This window comes from Plebeiibacterium sediminum (assembly GCF_026013605.1).
In the GTDB taxonomy this organism is placed as follows: domain Bacteria; phylum Bacteroidota; class Bacteroidia; order Bacteroidales; family Marinilabiliaceae; genus Saccharicrinis; species Saccharicrinis sediminus.
In genome coordinates this window covers 23385-37742 of sequence record NZ_JAPDPJ010000058.1, presented here as the reverse complement: position 1 = coordinate 37742, position 14358 = coordinate 23385, and the positions used below count along the sequence as shown (strand labels likewise).

The 14358-nt window shown below is 32.0% G+C and carries 12 protein-coding genes; 6 read left to right on the top strand and 6 right to left on the bottom strand.

Annotation, left to right across the window (positions count from 1 at the left end; genetic code table 11):
* Nucleotides 1-150: 150 nt before the first annotated feature.
* Nucleotides 151-1971, bottom strand: coding sequence for an ABC transporter ATP-binding protein (locus tag OM075_RS19200; protein ID WP_301192166.1), 1821 nt, complete (start codon nt 1969-1971; stop codon nt 151-153).
* Nucleotides 1972-2098: 127 nt separating this feature from the next.
* Nucleotides 2099-3445, bottom strand: a complete 1347-nt coding sequence (purB, locus tag OM075_RS19195; protein WP_301192165.1) for an adenylosuccinate lyase — start codon at nt 3443-3445, stop codon at nt 2099-2101.
* Nucleotides 3446-3600: 155 nt separating this feature from the next.
* Here purB and OM075_RS19190 point away from each other — a divergent pair, with 155 nt between their 5' ends.
* The 4 genes from OM075_RS19190 (at nt 3601) to OM075_RS19175 (ending at nt 6688) form a co-directional block, all read left to right on the top strand.
* Nucleotides 3601-4386, top strand: coding sequence for an EI24 domain-containing protein (locus OM075_RS19190; protein WP_301192164.1), 786 nt, complete (start codon nt 3601-3603; stop codon nt 4384-4386).
* A 72-nt stretch (nt 4387-4458) separates the two neighbouring features.
* The gene (locus tag OM075_RS19185; RefSeq protein WP_301192163.1) at nt 4459-5853 is read left to right on the top strand and encodes an NfeD family protein; all 1395 of its coding nucleotides are present in this window, start codon (nt 4459-4461) and stop codon (nt 5851-5853) included.
* 92 nt (nt 5854-5945) lie between these two features.
* The gene (locus tag OM075_RS19180) at nt 5946-6212 is read left to right on the top strand and encodes a hypothetical protein (protein ID WP_301192162.1); all 267 of its coding nucleotides are present in this window, start codon (nt 5946-5948) and stop codon (nt 6210-6212) included.
* 254 nt (nt 6213-6466) lie between these two features.
* The gene (locus tag OM075_RS19175) at nt 6467-6688 is read left to right on the top strand and encodes a hypothetical protein (protein WP_301192161.1); all 222 of its coding nucleotides are present in this window, start codon (nt 6467-6469) and stop codon (nt 6686-6688) included.
* A 255-nt stretch (nt 6689-6943) separates the two neighbouring features.
* On the opposite strand, the gene OM075_RS19170 is transcribed toward OM075_RS19175, so the two are convergent.
* From OM075_RS19170 to OM075_RS19160, 3 genes are all read right to left on the bottom strand, one after another.
* Nucleotides 6944-7558, bottom strand: a complete 615-nt coding sequence (locus OM075_RS19170; RefSeq protein WP_301192160.1) for a fumarylacetoacetate hydrolase family protein — start codon at nt 7556-7558, stop codon at nt 6944-6946.
* A gap of 30 nt (nt 7559-7588) precedes the next feature.
* Nucleotides 7589-8359: a 3'-5' exonuclease gene (locus tag OM075_RS19165; RefSeq protein ID WP_301192159.1), complete on the bottom strand. Its 771-nt coding sequence runs from the start codon at nt 8357-8359 to the stop codon at nt 7589-7591.
* 119 nt (nt 8360-8478) lie between these two features.
* Complete coding sequence (locus tag OM075_RS19160) at nt 8479-10029, bottom strand: hypothetical protein (RefSeq protein WP_301192158.1); 1551 nt, start codon at nt 10027-10029, stop codon at nt 8479-8481.
* Between the two features lie 242 nt (nt 10030-10271).
* Here OM075_RS19160 and OM075_RS19155 point away from each other — a divergent pair, with 242 nt between their 5' ends.
* Entirely contained in the window at nt 10272-10988 is a 717-nt protein-coding gene (locus tag OM075_RS19155; RefSeq protein ID WP_301192157.1) for a superoxide dismutase, read from the top strand.
* Nucleotides 10989-11172: 184 nt separating this feature from the next.
* Nucleotides 11173-12546, top strand: coding sequence for a 30S ribosomal protein S6--L-glutamate ligase (gene rimK, locus OM075_RS26410; RefSeq protein ID WP_301192156.1), 1374 nt, complete (start codon nt 11173-11175; stop codon nt 12544-12546).
* A 47-nt stretch (nt 12547-12593) separates the two neighbouring features.
* On the opposite strand, the gene OM075_RS19145 is transcribed toward rimK, so the two are convergent.
* Nucleotides 12594-14300 (bottom strand): acyl-CoA dehydrogenase family protein, encoded by a 1707-nt coding sequence (locus OM075_RS19145; RefSeq protein WP_301192155.1) that lies wholly within the window; start codon nt 14298-14300, stop codon nt 12594-12596.
* Nucleotides 14301-14358: the final 58 nt, after the last annotated feature.

The window sequence follows — 14358 nt, the reverse complement described above, 5'->3', positions numbered from 1 at the left end:
ATAAAGCTTTTGAGAATTGGTTTTAAGAAAAAAGATAATTTAATTTGAATAATCTAAATCAATCAGACAGAGTTATACTTACATATCCAAAAAAAGAGGTTGTTCTTATTTGCTGAACAACCTCTTTGCTTGTATATTTTAATACTTTATTTATCGAACCTGTAATTCATGTAATTTACTATAGGTACCCCCCTGAGCAACTAACTCATCATGAGTTCCTTTTTCAACAATCTCACCTTCATTAAATACACATATCAAGTCTGCATTTCTTACCGTTGAAAGTCTGTGAGCTATAACAATAGATGTTCTTGAACTCATCAGATTCTCCAAAGCCTCCTGAACCAGTTTTTCAGATTCAGTATCCAAAGCTGAAGTTGCTTCATCCAAAATTAAAATATCTGGATTTTTAAGAATTGCTCTTGCAATACTAATCCTTTGACGTTGTCCCCCTGATAATTTTCCACCTCTATCTCCTACCAAAGTTTGATAACCATCTTCCGTTTCCATAATAAACTCATGGGCATTGGCAACCTTAGCAGCTTTTTCTACAGCTTCCTGTGTTGCATTTTCAACACCAAAAGCAATATTATTAAAAAAGGTATCGTTAAATAAAATGGCCTCCTGATTTACATTTCCCATCAAGCCTCTTAAATCATGTACTTTTATATCTCTAATATCAACACCATCAATAGTTATATTACCATCTTGCACATCATGAAACCGAGGCAGCAAATCCACAAAAGTTGTTTTCCCCGAACCTGATTGTCCTACAAGAGCAACCATCTTACCCTTTTCAATCGTCAAAGAAACATTTTTCAATACTTTCTTATCATTATAGCCAAAGGAAACATTATTATACTTAATCTTATCCTCAAATTTATTTTTGGATTGACTTCCATCCTGCTCCAGAATCTTATTGTCTGCTAACAAAATTTTATCAATACGTTCCATGGCAGCTAATCCTTTTTGTATATTAAAAAAGCCTGTTGAAAACTGCTTAGCCGGATTAATAATCTGATAAAAGATACCAATATAAGCCATAAAGGTTGCACCACCAAACGAAGCGTTTTGATCCGTAACAACATAAGCTCCATACCAAACTAATACAACAATAACCACAGTACCCAGAAATTCACTCAGCGGGTGTGCCATTTGATATCTTCTTCGTACCTTATTCATTATTAAACGATAGTTTTCTGTTTCCACCTCAAATCTATTGGTCATACTTTTTTCGGCATTAAACGCCTTGATAATTCTTAAACCACCAATTGATTCATCCAGAATGCCTAAAATACTTCCCATTAAAGATTGAGACACCTTTGATTTTCTTTTTAAAGATTTACCAGTTTTTCCTATGATCCATCCGGCTATAGGCAACATCACAAAAACAAAAATGGTAAGCTTATAACTCATAATTACCATTGCACCTACAGATACAAGAATAATCACAGGATTTTTAAGCAACATATTAATAGAAGACATAATTGAATTCTCAACTTCAGTAACATCACCTGTGGCACGAGAAAGTACATCGCCTTTTTTCTCTTCGGAATAAAAACCTAATGGTAACGACATTAATTTATTAAACAATTGCAATCTGATGTCTTTAACAACATTATTTCGTATCGCCACAGTCTGGTGCGAAGCCATATAAGTAAAGCCAACTTTTAAAAATGTTGTAAACAAAATCAAAATTCCAATAAAAGGCATTATTGCTAAGACCCCATATTCTATTTTTATTTGAGTTATATAATAGTACAAGTTATTCTCAAACGCTTCTTTTGTAAATGTCCATGGAACAAGATTCATTATTTCATGAGATTTTTGAAATAATACATTGAGCATTGGAATCATAAATAACATGGCTACCACTGAAAACAATGCAGAAAGTAAATTGAATATTACACTCAATATTAACTGACGCTTATATGGTGGGATAAAGCGCCCTAGAATCTTAAAAAAATCTTTCATTATAATATATAATAATTAAGCATCTGATCATTTATAATCAGAAGATGACTTGTGCAAACATAAAAAAAGTCAGCTGCAAATGTAATTTTATGCTAGCTGACTTCAAAAAATTTTTATGCTGAAATGGTTACATTCCTGTATAAGATTGAGGAGATATAGAACGAAGTTCTTCTTTAATCTCTTCAGACACATCTAATCCTGTAATGAACTCTGCAATAGTTTTAGCATTAATCCCCTCGTTGGTACGAGTTAAGGCCTTTAATGCTTCGTATGGATTTGGATAAGCTTCTCTACGCAAAATAGTTTGAATAGCCTCTGCAACTACAGCCCAATTAGCCTCTAAATCTCTTTCAATAGCTTGTTGGTTTAATAATAGTTTACTTAAACCTTTTTGTAAAGACTTAATTGAAATAACTGTATGTGCAATAGGTACACCAATATTTCTTAAAACTGTTGAATCTGTTAAATCCCTTTGTAATCTGGAAACAGGAAGTTTAGCCGAAAGATGCTCTAGAATTGAATTAGCAATACCAAGGTTTCCTTCTGCATTTTCAAAGTCAATTGGATTTACTTTATGTGGCATAGCACTTGAACCAACCTCACCTTTTTTAATCTTTTGCTTAAAGTATTCCATCATAACGTAGGTCCAGAAATCACGAGATAAATCAAGCATAATTGTATTAATACGCTTAATATTATCAAAGATAGCTCCTAAATTATCATAGTTTGATATCTGAGTTGTATACTGCTCTCTATCTAATTTTAAAACATCATTTACAAAATGATTTCCAAATTCTACCCAATCAATTTCAGGATAAGCTACTTTATGAGCATTAAAGTTACCTGTAGCTCCACCAAATTTAGCTGAACAAGGAATTCCTTTTAATAAAGAAAGTTGAGTTTTTAAACGTGTTACAAAAACCATCATTTCTTTACCTAATCTTGTTGGAGAAGCAGGCTGGCCATGAGTTTTTGCCAACATTGAAACGTCTTTCCACTCTGTTGCCAAATCTTCCAATTGACCTATCAACTCCTCTAATAAAGGATAATATATTTCATTAACAGCGTCTCTTAACGAATAAGGAATAGCTGTATTATTGATATCTTGAGATGTTAAACCAAAATGAATAAACTCCTTATATCTATCAAGTTTTAAAGCATCAAATTTTTCTTTAATAAAATATTCAACAGCTTTAACATCATGATTTGTTACCCCCTCTATTTCTTTAATTCTTTCTGCATCCTCTAATTGAAATTCTTTATAGATCTTTCTTAATTCTCCATATAAAGATTTATCAAAATCTGCTAGTTGTGGCAATGGTTGCTCACATAGCGTAATAAAATATTCAATTTCAACAAGAACCCGATAACGGATTAAAGCATATTCTGAGAAATAAAGCGCTAATCCATCAACTTTACTTCTATATCTTCCGTCAACCGGAGAAATGGCGGTTAATAACTGAATGTCCATCATTAAATTTATATTTTTTAAAACTGCAAAATTAACACTTTTTTGTTAGATAGTAAATTCTCAATCCACTGTTTTGATTTTGAAGCACACAGGAATGCGCATTCAACATTAAACTTCTGCATATTTTTAATATTATTGTATTAAATAAAAACACACATATGACGTTTACAAAAGGACTTAAACTTGGCATTAATAGTTACTCAAAGGCATTTCAATTTATAAAAAAATATAAACTAACATGGTACTTCCTTTTTCCCCTAGTATTAAACATTATACTATTTACACTGGGTTATAGTTCTACAGTTTCGTTAAGTACAAAATGGTTTGTCTATGTAAGCGATTGGCTTTGTGTAGACTCCTGGAATTTTTGGGGTTCGGGATTTCTATCTTCAATGCTTCTGTTTTTCCTGAATATTGTATTACGACTATTGTTCATAATCATATTTGCCTATATTGGTGGTTATGTTGTAATTATATTAATGTCTCCTGTTTATGCCATTCTATCAGAAAAAGTTGAAACAATAATAACCGGAAATGATTACCCTTTTGAATTCAATCAGTTTATTAAAGATATTTGGAGAGGTATTAGGTTAGCTACAAGAAACTTTTTAATAGAATTACTTTTAACAATAGTTCTACTGCTTTTAAGCTTTTTACCAGTAATTGGATTATTCACGAGTCTTACATTATTTATTATATCATCTTATTTCTATGGATTTTCGTTCATAGATTATTCTTTAGAAAGAAAAAAATTAAATATGAATGAAAGCATTGCCTTTGTAAAAACCAATAAAGGTCTGGCTATTGGAAATGGAACAATATTTTCACTAGTACTTCTTATTCCTTTTGTAGGTGTTTTAATTTCAAGCTTTGTTTCAATTATTACTTTAGTAGCAGCAACCATCACAACTACTCAAACTCTAGTTATCAAACAAAATGAATAATTTCATCAAATCGAAGTGATTATTAACTTCGAATAATTAAATTTATACAAACAAAGATTAAAGATTTACCTGATGAACAGACATATTATTTTTAGCATATTACTAACCTTCATTTCATTAAACCTGCTATCGCAGAACGATAGCATTAAGAATCCTACACTTATATATAAGTTTGATATTAAAAGAGAGATTGGTAGTACATCATGGATTCATACACAACATGCTTTTGAAGAAGCAAATGAATTGGATGCTAAGGTGATTCTATTACATTTAAATACATACGGTGGCCAGGTGGTTTTTGCCGATTCAATCAGAACAAAGATTTTAAACAGTAAAATTCCGGTACATGTTTTCATTGATAACAACGCTGCCTCTGCAGGAGCATTAATTTCAATTGCATGTGATAGTATATATATGCGTCCGGGAGCCAATATTGGTGCAGCTACTGTTGTTAATCAATCTGGAGAAAAAATGCCGGATAAATATCAGAGTTATATGCGATCAACCATTAGAGCTACAGCTGAAGCACATGGTAAAGACACCATAATACATGGAACTGATACTACTTTAGTTTGGAAAAGAGATCCAATTATAGCAGAAGCAATGGTTGATGAAAGAGTTTATATTGAAAGTGTTATTGACACCGGTAAAATTTTAACTTTTACTACACTCGAAGCCATTAAAAATGGTTACTGTGAAGGTCAGGCTGAAAGTATCAAAGAAGTAATAGATAAATTGGGCTATAAGGAATACCAGCTTGTTGAGTACAAACCTTCATTTTATAGTGGTTTAAAAGGATTTTTAACAAACCCTGTTTTTCATGGTATATTGATTCTTGTTATTATTGGTGGTTTGTACTTTGAGCTACAATCACCAGGAATTGGCTTCCCTTTACTTGCATCTGCTATTGCTGCAGTATTGTATTTTGCACCGCTTTATATTGATGGCTTAGCTGCAAATTGGGAAATTATCATATTTATAATAGGCATCATTTTAATCGTTCTTGAAATTTTTGTAGTTCCGGGTTTTGGAATTACTGGTATTTCAGGAATCATCTTAGTTTTTACTGGATTAACCCTTAGTTTGGTTGACAATGTTATTTTTGATTTTTCAAATGTTCCCGGAAAAGACATGTTAATGGCTTTGATTATCGTTTCTGCGGGTACTTTTCTATCTTTTATGATAGCAATTCCATTAAGTGAAAAGTTATTTTCAACCGGACCTTTAGCGAAAGTAGCGTTACAAACATCTCAAAAGATAGAAGAAGGCTATATTAGTGTAGATTCAGAACCTAAGAATTTAGTTGGCTCTGAAGGAATAGCACAAACAACACTCAGACCATCAGGCAAAGTTATTATAAATGATGAATTGTACGATGCAGTTGCTGAAATTGGTATGATTGATAAAGGTGAAAGCATTATTGTGACTCACTATGCCTCTGGCCAATTATACGTTATTAAGGTTTAATTTGGTTAATTGAAAAATATTGTTAAAATTTGATAAATATCATATATAAAAGTAAACTTTTTCATCAATATTGAAGTAAAAACTAATAGTGTTTGAATCATATAAAACAGTTTTATTTATTGTTATTAACGATTAAGGAGGACGATGTTATGAAAGAGAAGAACCTTAAAAATTCAAATCAAAATATTTCTTCATACGAAAATTTTGAAGGAAAAAGTGCCAATAAACCAAATACAGCTAATCGAAATAAAAACTTTAAAATTCAGGACGAATTAGCTGATGATTTTGGTGAAGTTTTAGGTGATGGTTTTCATGGTTTGGATGACGACTATTACTTTGACGAGGATGATTTATATTAAAAAATCTGCTCGAAAAATATTAATAATTTTTATTGCATTTTTTTTAATATTTTTCTTGATAAAATATTTTTTTTACTTAAAATTATGCCGTCAAAATGATTGATTAAATTTCAATCAAAAAAATTACTATTTATTATTATTAGATTTTTTCACGAAGTTGAAATATAGTTGAATTTAAGTATATTAATCACGGCTCAACACCGGCCTACAAAAAATTAATGTGGTGTTTAGTAAAATTTTAGTGCTTAGTAATTATGAAATCGAAACATGACCAGCATAAGAAGAACAAGCGTTCTGCTTATGATGAAGTTAGTGACAGGAATGGGCTTAAACCTGTTAAACCAAAATCAGGAAAATCTAAAAGACTTTCCATTTATGATGAAATCGATGAAGACATGGATTTTGAATTAGATGATGACTCTTTCAGAGACACGGATTTTGATGATAATTATTTTGATGACGAGGATGATTATTAGCAATCACTAAACCTTGCTTCTTTTTTGGAACGAAATTAACCAGGCTTTGTTTTAACGAAAACAAGGCCTTTATTGTTTTATAATACATCCTACAACATATTACTACAACAACTAAAAATCATTATTTTACGTTAGGTAGTTTATTTATTTATTAAATACAAATTTACTAATACACCTCTAACGATAGAAAAGGACACAAAAAAACCTTCTAATTATATTTGAAATTCAGCTATAATCAGAAGGCTATTTATATTGTTACTTTATTAAAAAGTCCATCATCTTTTCATTCTCGAGAAAAACTTCAAAATGATCTCCAATATTAACAGATCCTACACCAGCAGGTGTCCCAGTATAAATAAGATCACCTATTTTTAAAGTGAAAAATTTTGACACATAGGCAATAATTTCATCCACTTTAAATAACATATCGCCAGTATACCCTATTTGACGTTCCTCTCCATTAACTAATAATTTAAAGTTTACATTCTGAATGTCTTTAAACCTGGTTTTGGGAACAAATTTTTTCGATATTGCAGCAGAACTATCAAAAGCCTTGGCTCTCTCCCATGGCAATCCCTTATCTTTTAATTTTTGCTGTAAATCTCTTGCGGTAAAATCAATCCCCATCCCTATTTCATTATAGTATCTATGGGCAAATTCTTTACCTATATTTTTTCCTAAGCGATCTATTTTAATAACCAACTCAGTTTCATAATGAAAGTCCTCTGCAAATTCAGGAACAAAAAAAGGTTGATTATTTCGCAATAGTGCTGTATCTGGCTTTAGAAATATCACAGGCTCATCAGGAACCTCATTTTCTAACTCCTTAGCGTGTTTTGCATAATTTCTACCAATGCAAATAATTTTCATATGCGATTTGTATAATAATTAATGCTAAAACTATTTTTTATTAAATCCTCTCAACTTAATTGTTGTAAAAATCCGTTTGGTATATAAAGGAAAATCTCCTTGCATAATCCATCCGTAATAACCAGGGTCAGAAACTAAAACATCCTTAACTTTACGCCCTTTATGTTTACCAAAATTAATACACTCATCTCCATCTGCATCAAAAATTAGTCTGCCTGCAAAATCGGCATGTTTAGTATGAGCAGAATATTCAGATAAGAAATCTATATCATTTGTTAAATCAGGATAGCGATCCAATTGAGCAAGTAAAACTTCATAAGTGGCTCTGGTATCAGCCTCTGCGCTATGTGCATCAACTAGATCTTTATCGCAGTAAAATTTATAGGCTGCTTCAAGAGTTCTTTTCTCCTTTTTATGAAATATGGTTTGAACATCAACAAACTTACGTTTCTTCATATCAATATCTACTCCAGCTCTCATAAACTCTTCTGCTAAAAGAGGTATATCGAATTTATTAGAATTATATCCTCCCAAATCACAACCTTCAATGAATTTAGCAAACTTCTTAGCTACTTCTTTAAACGTAGGTGAATCTTTTACATCTTCATCATAAATCCCATGTATTTCTGAAGTTTTTTTAGGAATATGCATCTCTGGATTGATAATATACCGCTGAGTTTCTTCTGATCCGTCGAGATTTATTTTTATTGCTGCCAACTCTACAATTCTATCTGTTGCAACATTAATTCCTGTTGTTTCCAGATCAAGAAACACTATTGGATTTCTTAAATTAAGTTTCATTAATTCTTATGTTATTTTATCTATACTAACAATAATTCACAAACATAACAGTAAAATATAAATCAGCATAGAATGAAAAGCTGTTTTTTTTATTATATAGCAATTTAAAGAGACAGGTGTTATTCGTTTTTTTCTTTTTTAGGAATAATAAACTCTCTATTTACTGGCTCTGTAGAATAGGTCATTTCAGGTATAACAAGATCCGTTTTATAAATCTCTTTACCATCACTCAGGAAAGCAATAGTATATTTACCCGGCTCTACAGCTAAAACAAATTTTGCTGAATCTGTTGACAATTTATAGCGACCAATTATTTCATTGCTCTTTAAATCTTTTAGTTCTGCTCGCATTATAATTTTTGGAACAATTACGCCTGTATCTGTCTCAAAAAAAGTACTACATCGCAAAATCAAATGATCAGGTGATTGAGTTTTAAAGAGCACTTTATAAATATCTCGTTCACCATAACCTTCCGGTCTTACAGCAGAAACATAGGCATATCTTTTATTCTGTGGCATAGAGATCGTATAATTATCATATACATCATTTAAAGGATATCCCAGATTAACAGGCTTCCCCCAACTTTTTGTTTCCTCATTCCAATCCGAATAAAACAAATCATATCCCCCCATGGAATATTCATTATTTGAAGAAAAATAGAGTCGTTTACCATTATCTACCAATACGGGAAAATTTTCATCATACTTCGAATTAACTTCACCAGGAATTGGTCGTGGTACACCAAAGTTACCATCCGGTAATTTTATGGAATAAAAAATATCTGTATTACCTTCGCTATTATCACTAACAAAAATCAAAGTATCTGTAGATTGTGACAACCATGTTCCAAATTCACCTCCTTTTTGATCAATCGGATAAGTAAATTCTTCCAAATCGGAATATTTATTTTGATCATTAAGCACCGAGTATCCTATTTTTTCATTTCCTTTCCTATTATGAAAAACAAAAAGAGGATTTCCTTCTGGTGAACACCCTGCTACTATTTCATCATATTGAGAATTTATATTGCGACCAAGAGTTTTGCTTTTTTGCCATGTATTATTACCTCTTTCAGCTTTACAAACATTATAGTAATTAATGCCAATATCCGATAAATATCTTTTATTGCTGGAAAACAATAGTATATCATCTTTAACACTTACAAATGCATTTAATTCGCTTTTGCTTGTATTAATATCCTTACCTAAATTTATAAATTCAATATCAATAGGTTTGTTAACAAATGCATTCGCATTTAAAATCCAATTTAAATAAAGGTTGGATTCTTTATATAACTTACTTTCTTTTTCTTCGTGCAATTTAACCCATTCAAATTCAGAAGCTGCCAGGTCAAATTTCATAGTATAGAACAAAATTTGTCCGTGCTTAAACACATTCTCTGCATTTCGCTCTTCTTCCAACAATTTATCAATATAGTTAAATGCATCATTTTTATCCACGTTAGATTTAATGTAACACTCAACAATCTTTTTGTATAATTCGGTTTTATTTTTGCTATTTCTCAACTCTCTTTTATATCCTCGAAGAGCCCTATCGTATGTACCAACTTTATAATAGAAATCACCACCCTTAGCATTACTTTGACCTAGAATAAAACCATTAATCAAAAAAGCACTAAAGAAGGTTATAACCAACACTTTTAACTTCATAAATTTAGAATAATCATATAAAACACAGACCTATTAATATAAATAAGGTATTGGTATACTAAGATACAATAGATGCTTATATTTTCAAGAAGTTCAAAAATATTCAATTGAACATTTTGACAGACAGTATGTTTTCAAGTAGTAAAGCTTTTATTAGAAAGAGCAAAAGCGTTCAGCTATTAATAGCTAGTTTGTTTTCAAGCAGATAATCTTTATTACTAATCCACAATTCATAATTTAAGATGAAAAGAAGACATTTTTTAAGATTGGCAGGTTTAGCCTCCGTAACAACACTTGCAACACCTACTATATTAGGCTCAATAAAATCTGCACCTCAGGAAAATACAGGTATTCATATATTTGAAGACTTACCTTATGCATACAATGCGTTGGAACCTTATATTGATGCAGAGACTATGGAATTACACTACTCAAAACACCACAAAGGTTATTACAATAAGTTTTTAAATGCAATAAAGGAATATAATCTTGAAAACACGCCCATATCAGACATATTTGCAAATATTGATCAATATAACGATGCAGTTAAAAATAATGGTGGTGGGTATTATAATCATTCTCTATTTTGGAAGAATCTCAGTCCTGATGGAGGAAAACCCGATGGCAAATTATTAAAAGATATTGAAGATACATTCGGTTCACTTGATGCATTTAAAGAAGAATTTTTCAAAGCTGCAAAAACTCAATTTGGAAGTGGCTGGGCATGGTTAGTATTGAATAAAAAAGGAAAATTGGAAATTGGTAATACGGCCAATCAGGATAATCCATTAATGCCTCATTGCGATATTCAAGGCACTCCTCTGATTGCATTTGACGTATGGGAACATGCATACTATTTAAAATATCAAAATAAAAGAGGTGACTATATCAATGCATTTTGGAATATTATTAATTGGAAGGAGATTAACCAGCGTTATCGTAATGCTAAAAAATCTTAATTCATAGATAAAAAAACGCTATATAGAATCTTAAATAATTAACAATAAACATCATATATCAATATTAAATATTACAGATACATTTTTGAAAAAAATAAATTAACTCATAAATTGTTATTTCAATATATAGTATATTGTTAGCCGTATAAACCACATTAAAATATCATAATCCGATAAAATTATAATGGATAATAACAAAATTATTGTTGGCAGCCAGGAATGGTGTGCACTACCAGAATTAAACATTAAAGCTGTAAAAGTTCGTGTTGATTCAGGTGCTAAAACATCAGCCTTACATGCTGTTAATATTGTTCCTTTTAAAAAGGACGGTCACCTATGGGTTAGCTACGATGTTCACCCTTTACAAAATAACGGAAAAACAACAATTCACTGCGAATCACCTGTTGCTGATAAAAGAAAGGTAAAAAGTACCAGCGGAATTGTTGAGGTTCGTTATGTTATTAAAACATTTTTATCTATTGCTCAATCTACCTGGGAAATTGAAGTTACATTAACCAATAGAGATTCTATGGGTTATCGTATGCTTCTTGGCAGACAGGCAATGTCTGGTAAAATATTAGTCGATCCTGAAGCTTCGTTATTATTAGGTGATTTAGCCAAAGAAACACTAAACCAATATTATACAACACATGTTACTAAACCTTCCGGACTTAAAATTGGTTTATTAGCGAGTAATCCGGATTTATATAGTAACAGGAGAATAATTGAGGCTGGTGAAGAAAAGGGACACCACATGGAGTTTCTTAATATTAAAGACTGTTATATTAAACTGGATGGTAAAAATCCGGAGATGCACTATAGAGGAGGAAGAATTTTAGATGATTACGATGCAATAATACCTAGAATTCGTCCTAGTTTAACATTTTATGGATGTGCCTTAACCCGTCATTTTGAGGCCATGGGCGTTTATACTCTAAATACAGCACGAGCAATAACTCAATCACGAGATAAACTATATGCCCTACAACTTTTAATTAATAATGGATTACCAATTCCAACAACTGGTTTTGCAAATTCACCATTAGATACTGATGACTTAATTAAAATGGTTGGAGGCGCACCTTTAATTGTAAAATTATTAGAAGGAACTCAGGGTAAAGGAGTTGTGCTTGCTGAGACTAAAAAAGCGGCAGAAAGTCTAATCAATGCTTTCAAGAGTTTAAGAGCTAATATTTTAGTTCAGGAATTTGTAAAAGAAGCAGATGGAAAGGATATCAGATGCTTTGTTGTAAATGGTAAAGTAGTCGAAAGTATGATGCGTATTGCAGCTCCAGGAGAATTTAGAGCCAATATACACATGGGTGGTTCTGCTAAATTGATAAAAATAACTCCTGAGGAGAAAAGAATAGCAATTTTAGCAGCCAAAACAATGAATTTAAAAGTTGCTGGTGTTGATATCATTAGAGGTCACAATGGCCCATTATTATTGGAAGTAAACTCCTCACCTGGCCTGGAAGGTATTGAAGGTGTATCGAGCAAAAACATTGCAGGAATGATGATTGAAGCAATTGAACGAGATTTAAAAATAAAGAAGTGACCTCATAAGGTCACTTCCTTTTTTTTTATATAAACTTTAATTATTCTTTATACATGCTTATAAATACCAAGTTGATCTAAGGTGAAATTATGAATGAATTCAGCTCGTGAGGCATTCTCGGCCTTACCCATTGTAATATAAATTTCAGTCGAAGTTTTAAATGAATCATCTCTTTGGGTATCTAATAATAATAAATATCCCATAACAATATGACCAGCCATTTCTACTAAACGACGGGCATGAAAGTCAACATATTCATTATCCTTCACTTCCAGAACTGTTTTAACGGCATGCACATATTCTTCTGTCATGCCAATCAGGATACGACGGTAACCATGCAATTCAGGGCGTAAATCCATAGCCTCATACTCACGAATTCTGTCTAAATATCCTCCTGTTGTCACTCCTCTTATTGCTGCTACCACTTGTAACTGAGTAGTACCTTCGTAAATAGATGTAATACGGGCATCACGATAAATACGCTCTATAGGATAATCTTTCATAAACCCAGAACCACCATGAATTTGTAATGAATCATATGCCAACTGATTACTATATTCACTACTCATTCCTTTAAGTAATGGAGTAAAGTAATCCGCCATCTTCTGATATCTTTTCATTTCATTTCGTTCTTCCGGCTCAAGCTTTCGCTCTTCACTGATGTGCATATAGGTTTTATAAATGTCCACCATTCTGGATGTTTCATATAACATGGTACGAGATGCATCTAACTTTGCTTTCATTGTAGATAGCATTTCATACACAGCAGGAAACTGAATAATTGGCTTTCCAAACTGCGCACGTTCTTTAGCATATTCTAATGCTTCTCTATAGGCCGATTCTGAAACTCCTACAGACTGAGCTCCAATACCTAAACGTGCTCCATTCATTAAAGCCATTACGTATTTAATTAACCCCATTTTTCTGGAACCAACTAATTCTGCAGGTGCATTTTTAAATACCAATTCACAAGTTGGTGAACCTTTAATACCCATTTTATTTTCAATACGACGAACAATAACAGCTTTATTGTTTCTGTCATAAATAAACATAGATAGGCCACGTCCATCTGAAGTTCCTTCTTCTGATCGGGCTAACACTAAAGATACATGACCATCACCATTAGTGATAAATCTCTTAACTCCATTTAAATACCATTTGCCATCTTCCTCATTAAAAGTAGCCTTTAACTGAACAGCCTGTAAATCAGAACCTGCATCTGGTTCTGTAAGATCCATTGCAGCTGTTTCTCCATTGGAGATACGAGGTAGGTAATGCTGCTTCTGTTCTTCACTGGCAAACTCATTAATCGTTTCTGCACAATCCTGAAGACCCCAAATATTAACAAACCCGGCATCAGCCCTTGATACAATATCTGCAGCCATAATATATGGTACAATCGGAAAATTTAAACCTTCGTATTTACGAGGAAGTGTAATACCCATTAAACCTGCATTTACCAATGCACCCAGATTTTCCTGAGTACCCTTTGCATAAACCACTTCATTATCAACAATCTTTGGACCTTCCTGGTCAACACTTTCTGCATTAGGAGCCACAATATCACCACATATCTCACCTACTATCTCCAATACTTTCTCATAACTATCCATGGCATCCTCAAAATCCATAGGTGCATAATCAAACTGGTCTTTATCAGCAAAATTACGTTCTTTTAGTGCCACAATTTTCTCCATTAACGGATGTGTCAAATGGAATTTTAAGTCGGGATTATCTGTAAAAAAATTAGCCATTGTTTTATTTTTTAAGGTAATAGACGTAATACCAATGAAAATAGTGAAGTAATCCTAT